This window comes from Faecalibacterium sp. Marseille-P9590, assembly GCF_017377665.1.
Taxonomy (GTDB): Bacteria; Bacillota; Clostridia; order Oscillospirales; family Ruminococcaceae; genus Faecalibacterium.
The window spans coordinates 41,133-59,145 of sequence record NZ_JAFREF010000007.1 but is presented as its reverse complement, the minus strand read 5'-3'; the positions used below and the strand labels follow the sequence as shown (position 1 = coordinate 59,145).

General features: G+C 61.2%; 15 protein-coding genes. 8 read left to right on the top strand and 7 right to left on the bottom strand.

Translation table 11 applies throughout. The features are described 5' to 3' along the window. Positions 1-12 precede the first annotated feature (12 nt). A complete protein-coding gene (locus tag J3349_RS09210) occupies positions 13-1,326 on the top strand; it encodes a 2-hydroxyacyl-CoA dehydratase (protein ID WP_158403502.1) in 1,314 nt (437 codons plus the stop codon). Positions 1,327-1,405: 79 nt separating this feature from the next. Here the strand turns inward: J3349_RS09210 and J3349_RS09205 are convergent, their stop codons facing one another. Both J3349_RS09205 and J3349_RS09200 read right to left on the bottom strand, forming a co-directional pair. Next, on the bottom strand, positions 1,406-2,896 hold the full coding sequence (locus J3349_RS09205; protein ID WP_207677205.1) for a DUF1846 domain-containing protein: 1,491 nt from the start codon (positions 2,894-2,896) through the stop codon (positions 1,406-1,408). Between the two features lie 113 nt (positions 2,897-3,009). Then, complete coding sequence (locus J3349_RS09200) at positions 3,010-3,732, bottom strand: YoaK family protein (RefSeq protein WP_207677204.1); 723 nt, start codon at positions 3,730-3,732, stop codon at positions 3,010-3,012. A 204-nt stretch (positions 3,733-3,936) separates the two neighbouring features. Between J3349_RS09200 and J3349_RS09195 the strand changes: the two genes are divergently transcribed. Continuing rightward, positions 3,937-4,764, top strand: a complete 828-nt coding sequence (locus J3349_RS09195) for an RNA methyltransferase (protein ID WP_207677203.1) — start codon at positions 3,937-3,939, stop codon at positions 4,762-4,764. A 46-nt stretch (positions 4,765-4,810) separates the two neighbouring features. Here J3349_RS09195 and galT read toward each other — a convergent pair whose 3' ends face one another. The 3 genes from galT to htpG form a co-directional block, all read right to left on the bottom strand. Beyond that, on the bottom strand, positions 4,811-6,307 hold the full coding sequence (gene galT / locus J3349_RS09190; RefSeq protein ID WP_207677202.1) for a UDP-glucose--hexose-1-phosphate uridylyltransferase: 1,497 nt from the start codon (positions 6,305-6,307) through the stop codon (positions 4,811-4,813). Then, positions 6,304-7,590, bottom strand: a complete 1,287-nt coding sequence (locus J3349_RS09185) for a galactokinase family protein (RefSeq protein WP_207677201.1) — start codon at positions 7,588-7,590, stop codon at positions 6,304-6,306. The genes galT and J3349_RS09185 overlap by 4 nt, the downstream gene beginning before the upstream one ends. Positions 7,591-8,027: 437 nt before the next feature. Continuing rightward, positions 8,028-9,956, bottom strand: coding sequence for a molecular chaperone HtpG (gene htpG, locus J3349_RS09180; RefSeq protein WP_207677200.1), 1,929 nt, complete (start codon positions 9,954-9,956; stop codon positions 8,028-8,030). A 295-nt stretch (positions 9,957-10,251) separates the two neighbouring features. Between htpG and J3349_RS09175 the strand changes: the two genes are divergently transcribed. From J3349_RS09175 to J3349_RS09165, 3 genes are all read left to right on the top strand, one after another. Next, on the top strand, positions 10,252-11,031 hold the full coding sequence (locus J3349_RS09175; RefSeq protein ID WP_207677199.1) for an alpha/beta hydrolase: 780 nt from the start codon (positions 10,252-10,254) through the stop codon (positions 11,029-11,031). A 102-nt stretch (positions 11,032-11,133) separates the two neighbouring features. Beyond that, on the top strand, positions 11,134-11,559 hold the full coding sequence (locus J3349_RS09170) for a hypothetical protein (protein WP_158388400.1): 426 nt from the start codon (positions 11,134-11,136) through the stop codon (positions 11,557-11,559). 160 nt (positions 11,560-11,719) lie between these two features. Next, the gene (locus J3349_RS09165; protein WP_207677198.1) at positions 11,720-12,235 is read left to right on the top strand and encodes an HD family phosphohydrolase; all 516 of its coding nucleotides are present in this window, start codon (positions 11,720-11,722) and stop codon (positions 12,233-12,235) included. A 56-nt stretch (positions 12,236-12,291) separates the two neighbouring features. Here J3349_RS09165 and J3349_RS09160 read toward each other — a convergent pair whose 3' ends face one another. Continuing rightward, complete coding sequence (locus J3349_RS09160; RefSeq protein WP_207677197.1) at positions 12,292-12,810, bottom strand: GNAT family N-acetyltransferase; 519 nt, start codon at positions 12,808-12,810, stop codon at positions 12,292-12,294. Positions 12,811-12,901: 91 nt separating this feature from the next. Continuing rightward, positions 12,902-13,699, bottom strand: a complete 798-nt coding sequence (locus J3349_RS09155) for a histidinol-phosphatase (protein WP_207677196.1) — start codon at positions 13,697-13,699, stop codon at positions 12,902-12,904. 146 nt (positions 13,700-13,845) lie between these two features. Here J3349_RS09155 and J3349_RS09150 point away from each other — a divergent pair, with 146 nt between their 5' ends. The 3 genes from J3349_RS09150 to rmuC are packed head-to-tail and all read left to right on the top strand — an operon-like array spanning position 13,846 to position 17,757. Further along, positions 13,846-14,901 carry an alpha/beta hydrolase gene (locus J3349_RS09150; protein WP_207677195.1) on the top strand — a complete coding sequence of 352 codons (1,056 nt, stop codon included), beginning with the start codon at positions 13,846-13,848 and terminating at the stop codon, positions 14,899-14,901. A 15-nt stretch (positions 14,902-14,916) separates the two neighbouring features. Continuing rightward, entirely contained in the window at positions 14,917-16,401 is a 1,485-nt protein-coding gene (locus J3349_RS09145) for a transglutaminase-like domain-containing protein (RefSeq protein WP_207677194.1), read from the top strand. Next, complete coding sequence (gene rmuC, locus J3349_RS09140) at positions 16,402-17,757, top strand: DNA recombination protein RmuC (RefSeq protein WP_207677193.1); 1,356 nt, start codon at positions 16,402-16,404, stop codon at positions 17,755-17,757. It begins immediately after the preceding gene. Positions 17,758-18,013: the final 256 nt, after the last annotated feature.

The following is an 18,013-nucleotide window of genomic DNA, read 5'->3' as shown; positions in this document are numbered from 1 at the left end:
TAGGAGGAACCTATGGAATACAATTACCCCAAATTCACCCCGGAGATGAAGAAAACTCACACCATCCTCATCCCCAACATGGCCATCACCCAGTTCCGCCTGCTGGAATACGCCCTGCGCTACGACGGCTACAAGTGCGAGATCCTTGGCAACTGCGGCAGCGCTGTGGCGCAGCTGGGCCTGAAATATGTCCACAACGACACCTGCTATCCGGCACTGCTGGTCATTGGCCAGTTCCTCGACGCGCTGAACAGCGGCAAGTACGACCTCGAGCACACGGCCCTGCTCATCACCCAGACGGGCGGCGGCTGCCGTGCCTCCAACTACATCCATCTGCTCCGCAAGGCGCTGGTCAAGGCAGGCTATCCGAACATCCCGGTGGCCAGCCTGAACTTCTCGGGCCTCGAGAAGGACAGCGGTTTCCAGATGACTCTGCCTCTGGCCCGCCGGGCCATCGCCAGCGTGTTCTACGGCGATATGCTCTGCGCCCTGCGCAATCAGGTCGCTCCGTATGAGAACGAGAAGGGCGCTGCCGATAAAATGGTAGACCTCTGGGTCGAGCGTCTGGGCCGTGTACTGCTGGCGGGCAAGGGTTTCACCTCCCGTGAGATGAAGCACACCTTCCCCCTCATCGCAAAGGACTTTAAGTCCATTCCCGTCACCCGTGTGCCGAAGGTCAAAGTCGGCGTCGTGGGCGAGATCTACGTCAAGTACAGCCCGCTGGGCAACAACGACCTGCAGAAGTTCCTCGAGAGTCAGGACTGCGAGGTCAACTTCCCGGGCCTGATGGGCTTCGTGCAGTACTGCATCTTCAACATGGGCGAGGACCATGTCCTCTACGGCGGCAAGCTGGCCATGAAGATGGGCACCGACCAGCTGCTCAACTGGCTGGACAGCGTGGAGCGCTCCATGCTCAAGGCCGAGGCCGACGCCGGTTTCTACGCCCCCGGCCCCTTCAAGGAACTGGTGGAAAAGCCTGAGGGCATCATCTCGCTGGGTGCCAAGATGGGCGAGGGCTGGCTGCTGACGGCTGAGATGATCGAGCTGGTGCAGGGCGGTTACGGCAACATCGTCTGCGCACAGCCTTTTGGCTGCCTGCCGAACCACATCGTGGGCAAGGGCATGGTAAACAAGATCCGCGCGATGTACCCCAGCGCCAACATCACCCCCATCGACTATGACCCCAGCGCCACCAAGGTCAATCAAGAGAACCGCATCAAACTGATGCTGGCCGTAGCAAAGGAGCGTCTGAACGCCCCTGCCGAGGCGAAGCCGCTGACCGCCGAGGAGATCGCGGGCGGTGCGCCCAGCCTGTCTCACGTCTGAGAAACTACAGAAGAAACAAAGAAGCCGCACGGTACAGTTTTTCGCTGTACTGTGCGGCTTTTCTTATGCGCCGGAGCGCTTATTTCTTGTGATACTTGCGGTCTTCCTGCTCATAGGCGGGCTCGCAGGTGAGGTACATCCCCAGACGCTTGATGGTGTCCGTATCCACGCTGGACAGGATGACCGTGGAGTGCATGTCGCAGCCCTTGAGCTTGGAGAGCTGCTGCAGAGCGACAGCAGCCGTCTCATTCTCGGCGGCAGAGCTGGACAGCGCGATCAGGATCTCATCGGTGTGCAGGCGGGGATTCCGGCTGCCAAGGTAGTTGGTCTTGAGGGTCTGGATGGGCTCGATGGCGCGGGCGGAGACCAGGTCGATCTCATGGTCGATGCCGGCCAGCTTCTTGAGGGCGTTGAGCAGGGCAGAAGAGGCTGCGCCCAGCAGGGGACCGTTCTTGCCGGTGACGACGGTGCCGTCCGGCAGCTCGATGGCGGCAGCGGGTGCGCCGCCGGTGCGCTCGGCCACGGCGTGAGCCTGCTTTTCCACGGCACGGTCGCCGACAGCCAGACCGGCCTGATTCAGCAGCAGCTCCAGCTTGAAGATCTCACTGTCCACGTTCTTGCCGATCTTGTGGTCGCAGAGGGCCTTGAAATAGCGGCGGATGATCTCGTTGCGGGAGGCCTCGCGGCAGGCTTCGTCGTCCACGATGCAGTTGCCGGCCATGTTCACGCCCATGTCCGTGGGGGACTTGTAGGGGCTCTTGCCCGCGATGAGCTCGAACATCGCGTTGACCACCGGGAAGATCTCGATGTCGCGGTTGTAGTTGACGGTGGTGACGCCGTAGGCCTCCAGATGGAAGGGGTCGATCATGTTCACGTCGTTCAGGTCGGCGGTAGCGGCCTCGTAGGCAAGGTTGACCGGGTGCTTGAGGGGCAGGTTCCAGATGGGGAAGGTCTCGAACTTGGCATAACCGGCCTTGACGCCCCGCTTGTGCTCGTGGTAGAGCTGGGACAGGCAGGTGGCCATCTTGCCGCTGCCGGGGCCGGGAGCCGTGATGACGACGAGGGGACGCTGGGTCTCGATGTAGTCGTTCTTGCCGTAGCCCTCGTCGCTCACGATGCGGGCCACGTCGTTGGGGTAGCCGGGGATCTTATAGTGGCGGAAGGTGCGCACGCCCACGCTGTTCAGCTTGTGCTCAAAGGCTTCGACCTCGGGGGCGGCGGTGTACATGGTCACGCAGACGCTGCCCACGAACAGGCCCGTGCCCTGAAAGGCGTCGATGAGGCGGAGAACGTCGAGGTCGTAGGTGATGCCGTAGTCGCCGCGCACCTTGCTGCTGATGATGTCCTGCGCGCTGATGACGATGACGATCTCGGCCTGTTCCTTGAGCTGCAGCAGCATCTGCAGCTTGGAGTCCGGCTCAAAGCCCGGCAGCACGCGGGAGGCGTGGTAGTCGTCGAACAGCTTGCCGCCAAACTCGAGGTAGAGCTTGTTGTCGAACTGTGCGATGCGCTCCCGGATGTGCTGGGACTGCATCTGAAGATATTTCGCGTTGTCAAAGCCTTTTTTCATGGAATGCTCCTCTTCCTGATTCTACAACTTCATCTCCGGCACGTCGGTGGTGCGGCGGGCCGGAGGGTCACATAAACACTCTATAGTATAGCATACGACAGGCTTCGGCGCAATTATTTTTTGAGGGCCTCCTCGTGCTCCAGGTGCTCAAATTCTTCCAGCTCCTCAATGTCCTCTTTCAGGAACATCAGGCAGAAGCTGATGAAGAGCAGCAGGCAGGAAAGCCAGATGGCCCGGCTGCCCATGGGGGCCAGTGCAAGGCTGCCAAGGCCGGCACCCAGCGCGAACAGGAAGATGATGGCGAAGTAGTGAATCGCCTTGCCGAAGGCTTTGGTGTTGCCGCCCACCAGCCATGCGCAGAGGGAATCCATGCCGCTGCGCAGATTGCCGATGCACATGGTGCTGGCGAAGGCATAGCCGTTCACCTTGCGGAAGGATTGTACCTGCATGGCGCAGGAGAAGGAGACGAGGGAGTTGGCCAGAAGATTCAGCTCCTGCGGCAAAAAGCCCACGACGAAGAGCATCAGGATCTCGAACAGCACCACCAGCTGACGCCAGTGGAGCCACTGCATCCGCTTGAGCTTGAGGCGGATGAACTCGGCCACAAAAATGCCCAGCGCAAAGGCGCAAAGGGGAATCAGGTAGCGCAGTGCCTCGCCCCACTTGCCCGCAAACAGCTTGACGGCCATCAGCACGATGTTGCCGGTCTGGGCGTTGGCGAAGACCTTGCCGCGGTATAAATAAGTATAAACATCCTGTAAGCCGCCTGAGACGGAGAGAAACAGAGCGGTAATAAAAGCTTCGGACATCTGTCCGTGAGGTTTGAGAGATGGCATAAAAGCTCCTCCTTCTATCCAGAAAATAATTCCATGCCATACTATAACGCAAAACCGGCGTTTTGTCAAAAACTATGCCATATTTTTTATAGATAATGACGATTCCGGGCGGGTATCGCAGGATGCGCTTTGCTTTGCAATGCGGCGCAGACTGTGGTAGAATACAGAAAACAGCTTTTTTCAGGAGAAGGAGGGGCTTTCTGTATGCCCAATATCATCGAGATCACGGATTTCCACGCGCCGGAGCTGGACCCTTATGCCCGGCTGACCCAGAACCAGCTGCGCAATCGCCTCGAGCCGGAGAAAGGCATCTTCATCGCCGAGAGCCCCAAGGTCATCGCCCGGGCGCTGGACGCAGGCTACAAGCCCGTGTCCCTGCTGATGGAGCGCAAGCAGATCACCGGCCCGGCAGCGGGCATCCTGAGCCGCTGCGGCGACGCGCCGGTGTACACGGCAGATCGGGAGATGCTGGCAGAGCTCACCGGCTTTGAGCTGACCCGGGGCGTGCTCTGCGCCTTCCACCGCCCGGCACCCCGCCCGGTGGAAGAACTCTGCAAAAACGCCCGCCGGGTGGCCGTGCTGGAGGGCATCGTGGACTCCACCAATGTGGGCGCTATCTTCCGCTCGGCGGCGGCGCTGAACATGGACGCTGTCCTCATCAACCCTTCCTGCTGCGACCCGCTCTGCCGCCGCGCCGTCCGCGTCAGCATGGGTACGGTGTTCCAGGTGCCTTGGGGGCAGCTGGGCGAGACCCCGGCAGACTGGCCGGAGAAGGGGATGGACATCCTCCACTCCCTCGGCTTCAAGACCGCCGCGATGGCCCTCAGCGACCGCTCGGTGAGCATCGACGACGAGCAGCTTGCAAAAGAGCCGAAGCTTGCCATCGTGCTTGGCACCGAGGGCGACGGCCTCGCCGCCGGCACCATCGCTTCCTGCGACTACACGGTCAAGATCCCCATGTCCCACGGCGTCGATTCGCTGAATGTCGCTGCCGCCAGCGCCGTTGCGTTCTGGCAGCTGGGCAAACAATAAACGAAAAAGGAATGCCTCCCCGCCGGGGAGGCATTATTTTTTATGCTCAGATACTTGCTAAGAATCGCTCAAAGCCTGCGCGGCCTGCCGTGTCCATCTTGTAGACGCCGGCGTCTACGAGGACTTCGGCAAAGACATGGCCGATCTCGTCCTGCACGATGGTGTGGACATTTTCGGCGTTCAGCTCCGGATGGCGGGCGAGGATGTCCATCGCCCACTCGGCGTGCTTCTGGATGTTCTCGCCGTACTCAGCGGCGGGGGTGTGGGCCACGAGGGCGGCTTCCACATCGGTCATCTCGGCTTTCAGGCGGCTGGGCAGAACAGCCAGACCCATGACCTCGATGAGGCCGATGTTCTCCTTTTTGATGTGGTGGAGCTTTGCGTGGGGGTGATAGACGCCCAGCGGATGCTCCGGCGTGGTGATGTTGTTGCGCAGCACCAAATCCAGCTGGAACTTGCCGTCCCGCATCCGGGCGATGGGGGTGATGGTGTTGTGGGGTTCGCCGTCGGTCTCGGCGTAGACAAAGCAGCTCTCGTCGGTGTAGCCCCGCCATACGGTCAAAATCTTATCGGCCAGTTCCACAAGGCGCTCGTCGTCGGCACAGGTGAGGCGGATGCAGCTCATGGGCCAGTGGACGATGCCGGCGTCCACGTCCTCAAAGCCGGGGAAGACCCACTTCTTCTCGATGGGCGCTTTGGCCATGGCGAACTCGTAGTGGCCGCCCTGGAAGTGGTCGTGGCTCAGGATGCTGCCGCCCACGATGGGCAGGTCGGCGTTGCTGCCCACGAAGTAGTGGGGGAAGAGGGCCACGAAGTCCAGCAGTTTGCGGAAGGTGGCACGCTCGATCTTCATGGGGGTGTGCTGGTTGTTAAAGACGATGCAGTGCTCATTGTAGTAGACATAGGGGCTGTACTGGAAATTCCACGCACTGTCGTTGATGGTCAGCGGGATGATGCGGTGATTTTCCCGGGCGGGATGGTTCAGCCGGCCGGCATAGCCCTCGTTCTCCACGCAGAGCTGGCACTTGGGGTAGGCGCTCTGAGGAGCCAGCTTTGCGGCTGCGATGGCTTTGGGGTCTTTTTCGGGCTTCGACAGGTTGATGGTGATGTCGAGGTCGCCATAAGGAGTCCGGGTCACCCACTTGACGTCCCGCTTGATGCGGTAGCGACGGATGTAATCGGTATCCTGGCTGAATTTGTAGAACCAGTCGGTGGCGGCCTGGGGGCCGTCGGTCTCGTACCGCTCTTCGAAGTTGGCGCGGACGATGCTGGGGCGGGGCGTCAGCACACCCATGAGCCGGGTGTCGAAGAGGTCGCGGGCCGTGGGGCTGTCGTCGCAGACGCCCCGGGCCGCGGCATCATCCACCAGCGTTTTCAGGATGCTCTCGAGGTCGGCGTAGCAGACGTCGCCCTCCGGCTCCGTGAAGCTGTCGAGCTGCATGGTCATGAGCAGCTGGTTGCGGATGTAGATCTCGTCGTCAGGCAGGATGAGGCCGGTGTCCAGACCGTAGTTGACGAGCTGCTGGATGGCAGTGGAGATCACAGGACAGCGCCTCCCTCCGGGCGGATGGACAGGACGTGGCAGCGGCCCTCGCCGAGGATGGCTTCCATACCGGCCTTGAACTCGTCCAGCATCTCCACAGGCACGAAAGCCTGCACCGTGCCGGCGAAACCGCCGCCGTGGACGCGGACAGCGCCCTTATCGCCCAGCAGATGCTTGGCGGCAGCGATGGTCACGCCCACTTCCTGATGCTCCTTGTAGCCTGCGGGGATGACGTTCTGCAGATATTCCCAGCTGCTGCGGCCGGACTCGTTCACGAGGCAGAGGAAGGTGCCGAAGTCGCCATCGTGGAGTGCGGCCACCTGCTTTGCCACACGGTCATTGTCGGCGTAGACGTGGAAGGCGCGGAGGACGGCGCGGTCGCCGCACTGCCTGCGGCACTCGGGCAGCTTTGCAAGGAAGGTCTCGAACGGCACATCCCGCAGCACCTCGCCGCCGCAGACAGCGGCCACGGCGCGGCACTCAGCCGGGATGGCGGCGTACTCGTCGGTCAGATCGGCGTGGTCTGCGCCGGAGTCGAGGATGCAGAGGGCCAGACCAGCCTTGGAGAAGTCCACAGCCACCGGCTCCACCACGGGCTTTGCGGGGCTGGCGAAGTCGATGGTGATGATGTTGCCCACGCTGGAAGCCATCTGGTCCATCAGGCCGCAGGGCTTGCCGAAGTAGACGTTCTCAGCCCACTGGCCGATCTGCGCGATGGCGATGGGGGAGACCTTCTCGGTCATGAAGCAGTCGTTCAGGATGACGCCGATGAGCACCTCAAAGGCGGCAGAAGAAGAGACGCCGCTGCCCTTCGGCACGTTGGAAGAGATGTAAACGTCCAGACCGGCCAGCTTTGCGCCCCGCTGGGTGAAGGCGGCGCACTCGCCGCGCAGCAGAGAGGCGGTGGTGTTCTCCTCTTCCTTGCGGGCCTCGAGGTCATTCAGATCAATGACGCACAGATCATAGCCCTCGCTCTGGACGCGGAGCTGGTTCTTGTCGTTGGGGGCTGCGGCAGCGATCATGTCGATGTTCACGCTGCCGGCCAGCACCCGGCCATGCTGGTGGTCGGTGTGGTTGCCGCCGATCTCGGTGCGGCCCGGTGCGCTGTAAAGGCCGGCCTCAGCGTGGGAGCCGAAGGTCTTTTCCAGCCCGTCCAGCACGGCGGCGTAACGGGCGGCTTCAGAGGCCGTCTCGGCGGGAGCACAGCAATACAGGGAGGCGAGGCGTGCGGCGTGGACGCCGTCGGACAGCTCCTGCTTCCATACGGGAATGGACTTCATCATGGAATCTTCCTCCTGACAGACAGATACTTTTTTGTTTCGTGTGGGCGATACAGCCCGCTTCTAATCCTATAGTAAAGGATTTGTCCGGAAAAAACCATGTGTTATTGTTGCATCTCAATGAAAAGTTGCAAAAAATCCCCGCCGGGGCTGTCCGGCGGGGATGCAAAATAAAAATCTCGGATAAATTACAACTGAGACAAAAGTTTTTTCAAAACAGGAAAAGCATTGTATAACTGCGCCAAAACTTCCCGCTGCCGCGTCCCGGCGGGGGAGCGGGCCGCGATATGGAGAAACCTTACTGCGGCGGGCAGCGCAAAAGAAAAGGCCGCGATCCACTTTTCCAGCGGAGCGCGGCCTTCTTGTTAAGGGAAGAAAATTATGATGTCAGGCGGAAGGCGAGGGAGCAGCGCCCTCCGGCCCGGGAACACAGGGAAAAATTACTGCATCAGGCTGCAGACGGCCTCGGCGTAAGCGGCGGGGTCATCCACGGGCAGGCCCTCGATGAGCTGTGCCTGTGCGTAGAGCAGAGCGCTGTACTTCTTGAGCTTCTCGGTATCGCCAGCCTCCTGTGCGGCTTTCAGCACAGTGAAGACGGGGTGGTTGACGTTCAGCTCCAGCACCTTGTCGCTCTTGACGCCCTCACTGCCGGGCTGCTTGGACAGCACCTTCTCCATCTCGATGGACAGCGGGCCGTCGGCGGACAGGCAGACGGGGTGGTCCTTCAGGCGGGTGGAGACTTTGACCTCCTTGACCTTGCCATCCAGAGCGTCCTTCATGGCGTCAAACAGAGCCTTGTTGGCGGTGGTAGCCTCTTCGGCGGCCTTCTTCTCGTCCTCGGTCTCGAGGCCCAGATCGCCGCTGTTGACGTTCTTGAACTCGACGGTGCCGTCCTTGCCCTCGGCATCCTTGCGGGGATAGGTGCGCATGATCTGCAGGCAGAACTCATCCACATCCTCGGTCAGGAGCAGAACGTCGTAGCCCTTGTCCATGACCAGCTCAGCGGCAGGCAGCTTTGCCAGACGGTCGGTGGAGTCGCCGGCGGCGAAGTAGATGTACTTCTGCTCGGCGGGCATCTTGTCCACGTACTCCTGCAGAGTGACCATCTTCTGCTCCTTGGCAGACCAGAACAGCAGCAGGTCGCGCAGCAGCTCGGCGTGCATCCCGTAGTCGGAGTAAGCGCCGAACTTCAGCTGACGGCCAAACTCCTTCCAGAAGCTCTCGTACTTCTCGCGGTCGTTGGCCAGCATGGCGTGGAGCTCGTTCTTGATCTTCTTTTCCAGAGCGTTGTGGATGAGCTTGAGCTGATTGTCCTTCTGCAGCATCTCACGGCTGATGTTCAGGCTCAGATCCTGGCTGTCCACGATGCCCTTGACGAAGCTGAAGTAGTCGGGCAGCAGGTCGGCGCACTTCTCCATGATGAGGACGCCGGATGCGTACAGAGCCAGACCCTTTTCGTAGTCCTTGGTGTAGAAGTCATAGGGGCGGTGGCTGGGCACGAAGAGCAGGGCGTTATAGTTTGCAGTACCCTCGGTGCGGCTCACGATGACGCGGGCGGGGTCGGCGTAGTCGCTGAACTTATCCTTGTAGAAGTTTGCATACTCCTCGTCGGTGACTTCGCTCTTCTGCTTCTTCCAGATAGGCACCATGCTGTTCAGAGTTTCCAGCTCGGTGTAGGTCTCCCACTCGGGCTTGTAGTCGTCGGGCTTGGGGTCGGGTTCGGGCTTCTGACGGCTCTTTTCGCGCTCCATCTGGATGGGGTAGCGCACATAGTCGCTGTACTTCTTGACGATGGCCACGATGCCGTACTCGTCGAGGAAGTTGTCGTAGTTGTCGGTCTCCGTGTCGGGCTTGATGTGGAGGATGATGTCGGTACCGGCAGTCTCCTTCTCAGCAGGCTCAAGCTCATAGCCGTCAGCACCGCTGGACTCCCACTGCCAGGCCTCGTCGGAGCCGTAAGCCTTGGAGATGACCGTCACTTTGTCGGCCACCATGAAGGCAGAGTAGAAGCCGACACCGAACTGACCGATGATGTCAATGTTCTCATCCTTGTTGTCCTTCTTGAAGTCGAGGGAGCCGGAGTGGGCGATGGTGCCGAGGTTCTGCTCCAGCTCTTCCCGGGTCATGCCGATGCCGTTATCGGAGATGGTCAGGGTGCGGCTGTCCTTGTCGCGGGTGAGCAGGATGCGGAAATCGCCTTTGTTCATGCCGACGGAAGTGTCGGTCAGGCTCTTATAATACAGCTTGTCGATGGCGTCCGAAGCGTTGGAGATCAGCTCGCGCAGGAAAATTTCCTTGTTGGTGTAGATGGAGTTGATCATCATGTCCATCAGCTTTTTGCTCTCGGCCTGAAATTCTTTTTTCGCCATAATACAAAACCTCTTTTTATCAGATTTTAGCGTCCCGGCGGCGGAACTGCCCGGGCGCGTGTCGCATCAGGATCTGCCTGTGGAGAGTGCCGGCACACGGAGCGGAAAACCACTCGTGAAAACTTAGCACTCACAACTTTCGAGTGCTAATATACACCGCTGAGAAACAAAAATCAAGGGGTTTCATAAAAAGTTCAAAAAACTTTCCTTTTGGGGCCGAAGCTGCCTTTACTTTCCCGCGCCAAAGCCGTATAATGGGCCGGAATGACAGACCTGTCTATAAGGAGGATGAGAGATGCAGCAGATAGAGCTGGAACTTGCAGGCGGCGGTGTGCTGACGGTTTCCCTGCGGGCGTCGCTGGACGCCATGCCCGCCGTGAAGCAGCGGCCTTTGGTGCTGGTGGTGCCGGGCGGCGGCTACAACCATGTCAGCCCCCGGGAGGGCGACCCGGTGGCCCTGCAGTTTGCGGCGGCGGGCTATCACACCGCCGTGCTGACCTACAGCGTGGGGGAGGGGGCGCAGAACTACCGGCCTCTCCGACAGCTGAACGAAGCGCTGGCTCTGCTGCGGCAGAATGCGGGAGAGTGGCACATCCTGCCGGATAAGATTGCCGTCTGCGGCTTCTCGGCGGGCGGACATCTGGCCCTGTCCGGCGCGGTGCTGGACATTCCGGGCGAGACGGCCCAGCAGAGGCCCAATGCAGTGATCCTGGGCTACCCGGTCATCACGGCAGGGGAGTTTGCCCACCGGGGCAGCTTCGTCCAGCTGGCGGGCAGCGAGGATGCTGCCGCACAGCAGGCGTTCACCTTGGAGGATAAGGTGACCTCCGACACACCGCCGGTCTTCGTCTGGCATACCATGGAGGATAAGACCGTTCCGGTGGAGAACACGCTTCTCCTGCTGGCCGCCCTGCGGAGGGCGGGCGTGCCGTGCGAGGCACATCTGTTCGAGAAGGGCGCTCACGGCACCAGCATCAGTACCGCCGAAGTGGATGCCGCCGACCCTCACCGCGCCCATTGGGTGGCTCTCTGCCTCGAGTGGCTGGGGGAGACGTTGGGGTTCAAATTGAGTTGAATTTGGACATTCCTACAAAAAATTCATAAATTTATGGTTGACCTGCCCAAGATTTGAGCGTATACTGGTCAGCGGAAACAAACGAGGAAGAAGGAAACATACATGGAAAAGAAGATCTCGGTCAAAGACCTGCTGATGCAGGCATTCCTGACGGGCTGGGAGCTCTCCGACAAGAGCATCGCTCAGGACGAATATCTGCAGAGCGCCATTCAGGTCATCGAAGTGCTGCAGGTGGAGCCGGAAAACGTCTACGCGGAAGAGGGCCTCGGCCTGACCGACGGCGACGAGGTAGACCATCTGGACGACCTGCTCCGGGCCGACGGCCAGTGGCTGTATTACGGCGTGGAGGCGGAGAATTTCTTCCTCATCCAGTGGTACCCGGACGAAGCATCCGCCAAGGCAAAACTGGCACAGCTCGAGGAGCTGGGCGACGGCAAGCAGTACCTCGTGGACCTGGACCTCAAGCGCACAAACCCCACCGAGGCCGAGAACTTCGGCAATTCCAACCCGGTGCAGCTGAGAAGTTAACCTCTCAGTCTCGCTTCGCTCAACAGCTCCCCTACCGAGGGGAGCCTCTGGCGAAGAGAAAAAGCTTTACGAAATGCCAAAGCCTCCCCTCAATAGGGGAGGTGGCACGCCGTCAGGCGTGACGGAGAGGTTTAACCTCTTTATGAAAGGGAACTTTTCAATGCAGCTTTCTGATACGGAGCGTCAGTGCCTCACCGCCATTCTGGCCCAATATGACCAGCACCCCGAAGTGCAGCGGATGCGGGAATTTATCCAGCACGGCGATGTGACCACCTACCAGCACTGCAAGAATGTGGTGCTGGTGAGCTTCTGGCTCAACCGCCGCTTCCATCTGGGCGCGGATGAGACGTCGCTGGCCGTGGGGGCCTTCCTCCATGACTTCTATCTCTACGACTGGCACAAGCGCAGCTCTTTCCGGGGTCTGCGCCGCCTGTTCGAGATGCACGGCTTTGCCCATCCCGGCTCTGCCTGCGTCAATGCCGAGCGCTGCTTCGCCATCACCAGGAAAGAGCAGAACATCATCTCGAGCCATATGTGGCCCCTGACCTTCCGCCATGTCCCCACCTGCCGGGAAGCGGTCATCGTCTGCCTGGCCGACAAATACTGCGCCGTGCTGGAAAGCATGTTCCAGCGCACCCGGGTGGCCGATACGGACGCGGCGGACAACGAGTGGTAAAGGCCTTGCCTGATACGAAAATGAGCTGCTGTACGTTACGTGCAGCAGCTCATTTTTTATAATTTCTTGTACCCCGCAGGCTCGTCGGCTTTGGCGCGGCGCTCCATCAGGTAGGTGTCCAGCCAGCGGCCATGACAGTCCCGGGCGATGCGCTCCCGCCGCCCGACCACCCGGAAGCCGCACTTCGTGTGGAGGCCGAGGCTGGCGGTGTTGTCCTGCAAAACGGTGGAGTGTAAGGTCCAGTAACCCTCTTTTTCCGACTCTTCGCAGAGGGCCGTCAGCAGGCGGGAGCCGATGCCTCGGCCCCGGAACTTCTCGCCGACGTAGATGCTCACCTCGGCCACGCCCCGATAGCACCAGCGGGGGTCTACCCGCCGCAGTGCGGCCCAACCGGCCAGCTCGCCGCCGTCCAGAATGACGAGGCGGCATTCTTTGATGTGAAAGGCGTCCCACGCCGTGTAGGGCGGGCAGGTGGTCTGGAAGGTGGCGTGCTCCGTGGCGATGCCCTCTAAATAGATCTCGGACACAGCGTTCCAGTCTTCCGGCTCCATGGGCCGGATGGTGATATTGCTCATGATATTCTTTCCCGGCAGAGCGCCCCAATGCGCCCTGCATCATTCCTCTTGTCTCAGTATAGCAGATGCAGCCCGTCCGCGCAATGGCCGCTTATTCCAGCCCCGGCAGGGTGTCCAGCACCGGGATGCCCAAGCTGTGCAGGAAGGCTTTCTTTTCCTCGATGGAGGGGACGACGTCCAGCTCCGAGGGGGCGTGGGCGTCGCAGCCCACGATGGCCTTGACGGGGTACTCCGCCGCGATGCGCCAGAACTCGTCCCGGGTGTAGCCCAGAGAGCCGTCGGGACGGCCCTGCAGGGTCAGTCCGGCCATGTTGTACTCGAGGGGGATGTCCAGCCGCGCCGCTGCGGCACAGATGTCCCGGCAGGCTTTCTCGGCGTCGGCGTCGAAGGCCGTCACCCGGTTCAAAAAGAGGTCGGGGTGGGCCAGATACCGGTAAAGTCCCGTTTCCAGCGCTTCCACCACCTGCTCGGCATACCGTCTGCCGTGGGCGGTGGAGGGGCTGCCGCCGAAGCGGCTGGCCCTGGCGTCCTGCTCGTCGGTGGTGTCGTAGTGGCAGCCGAGGATGAGATATTCGATGTCCAGCCGCTCCGTCTCTTCTCTGAGCCAGCCCAGATAGGCCGGGAAATACTCTGCCTCGAGGCCGATGCGGATGTGGAGTTTGTCGGCATATTTCTCCCGCAGCCTGCGCAGGGTCAGGACGTAATCGTCCAGCTGGAAGGGCAGCATCCGGATGCGGCTGACGAAGCCCGGCGTCGCGTAGGCCCAGGGGGTGTGGTCAGAAAACCCCAGCACCTTGAAGCCGCAGCGCAGGGCCGTGAGGATGTATTCCTCCTCGGTGCCTTCGGCGTGGCCGCAGCGGGTGGTGTGGGTGTGGTAATTGGTCAGCATGACAAAGCTCCCTCCCGGGCAGAAATTTTTTGACAATCAGCACCGTTGTGATACAATAGAGTAAATACCCGTTCAGGGCAGGGACTATTATAGACCTCTTTGCCGAAAAATGCAATGAAGGCTGCTCTGAAAAAGGAGAAATGAAGATGGATTGGAAACGAATCGCTGCCTCTGTGCTGATGCTCGGTGTCCTCGCCGTCCCGGCCTCAGCAGCCAGCATCACCCCCCAGACCACCATGAAGGAGATACGCGACGACCCCGACATCAAGGCCAGCGGTCTCTATACATACACCTATGTGTGGGAGCGGGACTGCGAAAAGCTCTCCACCAGCCGCGACGACGAGACGCTGACCGAGGTGGTCGGCAAGACCTCCGCCGAAGCCTGCGCGGCGGGCCTCAACTATCTGGCTCAGGTCTATCACGACGGCACCCGGGTGACCTATCCGCTCTATTCGGAAGAGGAGATCGCCGCCGTGCCTGCCCGCGCTCATGCGGAGCTGTATTACTGCCCGGCCCAGCAGCCGGGGGCCAGGTTTGCCATCGTGCTGTCGGGCAACTCGCTCTACTACAGCGGCGAGCTGCGGGGCGGCGTGTCCACGGCGTGGGAGCTGCACGAGCAGGGCTATGCCGTCTTCTCGCTGCGCTACCGCATCGGATGGGAGGCCGGGGACGATGCTCCGCTGGAAGACCTGGCCCGGGCCATCCGCTTCGTGATGGACAATGCCGACACCTTCGGCGTCTCCACGGAAGACTACGCCCTGCTGGGCTACTCCTCCGGCGGACAGCTCGCAGGCGTCTTCGGCAATGAGGAAAAGGGCTGGGGCCGCTACGGTGTGCCGAAGCCCGGCGTATTGCTGCTGGCCTACCCCATCAACAACTTCTTTGAGGCAAAGCCTGCCTACCATCTCCTGATGGATACCGACCGGCTGGAAAGACGCTACTATTCCTACACCGTCTCGAAGCTCGTGACGCCGGACTATCCGCCCACCTTCCTGTGGTACGGCAGGAATGACCTCATGCTGAAAGCCTTCGTCTACCCCCTGCAGGGGCCGACCCTTGCAAAGGCACTGGAAGCCAGCGGCGTCCCCAACCGGGTGGAAGTTTACGACAACGCCAAACATGGCATCGGCATCGGCGTGGGGACGGACGCCGAGGACTGGGTGGAACGTGCTGCCGAGTTCTGGCAGAGCGTTTCGGAATAACAGGAGGAAAAGATTATGTACGATTGGAATGGATCGATCCGCAGCCTGAATGTGGGCCTGCCCGACGACATCGCCCGGCTGAAAGCAGCCGGATATTATCAGGAGGCCATCGCCCGCATCGACCGGCTGCTGGCCGAGGACTGGACAAAGACCCAGAACGGCCCGGCGTCCAACGGCATCGCCCCGCCGGAGGGGTATGTCCCGCCCGAGAACCCCACGCCCCACGGTGTGGACGCCCTGCGGGAGGCCCTGACCGTCCAGAAGGAGATCATGCGCCGGCTGCCCGGGGAATACTGCTGGACGGAAGCCGAGGCCATTGCCCGGATGCAGGAGCGGGTCAGGGACTTCACGGCAGAGGAATTTAAGAAGCTCGACTGGGAGGGCCGGATGGACTGGCGGTTCGTGGAAGGGGAGAAGCGGTATCAGGCCCGGTTCGCCGAGACGCTGCTGGCCACCCACGCCGACCTCGCCGCCCGGAAGCTGACGCCGGACGCCCCCAACAACAAGAACGAAGAGCGCCACCGCCTCCACGAGAAGATGGAGCGGGAGGGGAGCGCCAGCGCCGACATCACCCTCCGCACCAGCATCCGGATGTCCGACGAAGCCTTCGCCGCCGCGCTGGAAAAGGCGAAAGCCGAGGGCAGAGACGCCGTCCACGTCCGGGCATGGCTGGCTCTGCCTGCCGCCTGCCCGTCCCAGAGCCATATCACGCTGGACCGCTTCACCGAGACGCCCGGCCATATCGCCGCCGAGGACGCGCCCCAGCGCACCGTCTGCTGGGAGGCCGACTTGACCGAGAACCGCACCTTCGGGGCCGAGTACAGCTACCGGGAGACGGCAGTCTATGCCGACCCGCTTTCCTTCACGCCCGACGCGGAGCAGCCCGATCTCTACACCGGCGAGGAAGCGCCCCACATCGTCTTTACGCCCTACCTGCGGGCGCTGGCGGCTCAGCTCACCGAGGGCATCGCCAGCCCGGCGGAGAAGGCTAAGCGCATCTACGATTATGTCACCCTGAATGTCCGGTATCACTTCCAGCCATCCTATTTCGTCCATGAGTCCATCGCCGAGAACTGCGCCCGCAGCCGCCGGGGAGACTGCGGCATCATGGCGCTGACCTTCATCACCCTCTGCCGCATCGCGGGCATCCCGGCCCGGTGGGAGAGCGGCTTTGCAGTGGCCCCGGGGGACGCGGGCTGTCACGACTGGGCGCGGTTCTACGTCGCCCCCAGGGGCTGGATGTATGCCGACTGCTCCTACGGTGCCTCCATGGCCCGCCGGGGCGATGAAGTGCTCCGCCGCCACTATTTCGGCAGTCTGGATACGGGCCGCATGGTGGCAAACAGCGCCTTTGAAGCGCCCTTCGACCCGCCGATGCTGGGCTTCCGCAGCGACCCCTACGACAACCAGAGCGGCGAGATGGAGGCCGACGGCGTGGGCCTGTACGGTGACGATACCGTGACCACCAAAGAAGTTTTGAAGTTTGAGGAAGTAGAATAAATGGAATTTCTCGCAATGCTGTATACCGTCCTGCTGGTGGCCATCTGCCTGATGATGGCGCTGCTGCTCTTCCGCAGCGGACGCCCCACCGGCGGGCTGGACGAAGCCGACTGCGAAGAGCTGAAAGACTGGCTCGAAGAGCAGCTGGCCGCTCAGGCCAGAGAGTTCAACGCCCGTCAGGACGCCATCGCCCAGCAGAACTACGCCGCCATCCGCAGCGTCAGCGAGACGCTGCAGACGGCTGTGCAGGGCATGAGCACCACCCTCGGTCAGGGGCAGGACAGCCAGCAGCGCATCCTGGAGCGGCGTCTGCAGAGCCTCGAACAGGCCAACAACCAGCAGATGGAGCAGCTGCGCCGCGCCATGGTCGAGAGCATGACGGCATTGCAGGCTGAGAACACCCGCAAGCTGGACGAGATACGCCACACGGTGGACGAGCAGCTTCAGGACGCTTTGCAGAAGCGGGTGACGGAAAGCTTCAAGGCTGTTAACCAGCAGCTCGAGCAGGTGTACAAGGGCCTTGGCGAGATGCAGTCCCTCGCCGCCGACGTGGGCGGCCTGAAGCAGGTGCTCTCGGGCGTCAAGACCCGCGGCATCCTCGGCGAGATCCAGCTGGGCGCGATCTTGGAAGAGATCCTCGCCCCGGAGCAGTATGACACCAACGTCGCCACCATCCCGGGCAGCACCCAGCGGGTGGAATACGCCATCCGGATGCCGGGTGCCGACGGCGGCAGCGTCTGGCTCCCCATCGACTCCAAGTTCCCCGGCGACACCTACGCCCACTTACAGGACGCCTACGCTTCCGGCGACGCGCAGGCCGTGGAGGATGCCCGCCACGCCCTCGAGCTGGTGCTCCGCAGCGAGGCCAGAGACATCCGGGAAAAGTACGTCGAGCCGCCCTATACCACGGCTTTCGGCATCCTGTTCTTGCCCTTTGAGGGCCTGTATGCCGAGGTGGTGAACGCAGGGCTGCTGGAGGTCTTGCAGCGGGACTATCAGGTCAACGTGGCAGGCCCCAGCACCATGGCAGCCCTGCTGAACAGCCTGCAGATGGGCTTCAAGACCCTCGCCATCCAGAAGCGCTCCGGCGAGGTCTGGCAGCTGCTGGGCGCGGTGAAAACGGAGTTCGACAAGTTCGGGCAGGGCCTCGCCAAGATGCAGCAGCGTCTGCGCCAGACCGACGAAGAGCTGGACCAGCTCATCGGCGTCCGCAGCCGGGCCATCAGCCGGAAGCTGCGCAGCGTCCAGAGCCTCGACGAGGCCAGCGCCAGCGCCCTGCTCGAGATAGACGATATGAACGAGCTGCCGAAAGCACTCTCTGAGACCAGCGAAATATCGGATAAAGTTCCTGAATAATGACGTATCAGCGCGACAAAACGAACTTTATCCATGTGATGAACTTCGGGTAAGCTGATAAAGTTCGAACTTTATCAACAGGGGGAACTTTATCAAGCTGATAAAGTTTGATTTATAACGTATCTAAGATATATATTTGGAACTTTATCATAGAACCTACCGCAGTAGAACGTCATTCGGCCATCCGGCCTGATAAATAGTTGACGAAGGCGGCAGACTGTGCTATACTGAGAACGATTACTAAAATAATTGCCAG

Coding starts and splice junctions, on each gene's coding strand:
- J3349_RS09210 (WP_158403502.1), top strand. CDS start 13: ATGGAATACAATTACCCCAAATTCACCCCGGAGATGAAGAAAACTCAC.
- J3349_RS09205 (WP_207677205.1), bottom strand. CDS start 2,896: ATGAAAAAAGGCTTTGACAACGCGAAATATCTTCAGATGCAGTCCCAG.
- J3349_RS09200 (WP_207677204.1), bottom strand. CDS start 3,732: ATGCCATCTCTCAAACCTCACGGACAGATGTCCGAAGCTTTTATTACC.
- J3349_RS09195 (WP_207677203.1), top strand. CDS start 3,937: ATGCCCAATATCATCGAGATCACGGATTTCCACGCGCCGGAGCTGGAC.
- J3349_RS09185 (WP_207677201.1), bottom strand. CDS start 7,590: ATGATGAAGTCCATTCCCGTATGGAAGCAGGAGCTGTCCGACGGCGTC.
- htpG (WP_207677200.1), bottom strand. CDS start 9,956: ATGGCGAAAAAAGAATTTCAGGCCGAGAGCAAAAAGCTGATGGACATG.
- J3349_RS09175 (WP_207677199.1), top strand. CDS start 10,252: ATGCAGCAGATAGAGCTGGAACTTGCAGGCGGCGGTGTGCTGACGGTT.
- J3349_RS09170 (WP_158388400.1), top strand. CDS start 11,134: ATGGAAAAGAAGATCTCGGTCAAAGACCTGCTGATGCAGGCATTCCTG.
- J3349_RS09165 (WP_207677198.1), top strand. CDS start 11,720: ATGCAGCTTTCTGATACGGAGCGTCAGTGCCTCACCGCCATTCTGGCC.
- J3349_RS09160 (WP_207677197.1), bottom strand. CDS start 12,810: ATGAGCAATATCACCATCCGGCCCATGGAGCCGGAAGACTGGAACGCT.
- J3349_RS09155 (WP_207677196.1), bottom strand. CDS start 13,699: ATGCTGACCAATTACCACACCCACACCACCCGCTGCGGCCACGCCGAA.
- J3349_RS09150 (WP_207677195.1), top strand. CDS start 13,846: ATGGATTGGAAACGAATCGCTGCCTCTGTGCTGATGCTCGGTGTCCTC.
- J3349_RS09145 (WP_207677194.1), top strand. CDS start 14,917: ATGTACGATTGGAATGGATCGATCCGCAGCCTGAATGTGGGCCTGCCC.
- rmuC (WP_207677193.1), top strand. CDS start 16,402: ATGGAATTTCTCGCAATGCTGTATACCGTCCTGCTGGTGGCCATCTGC.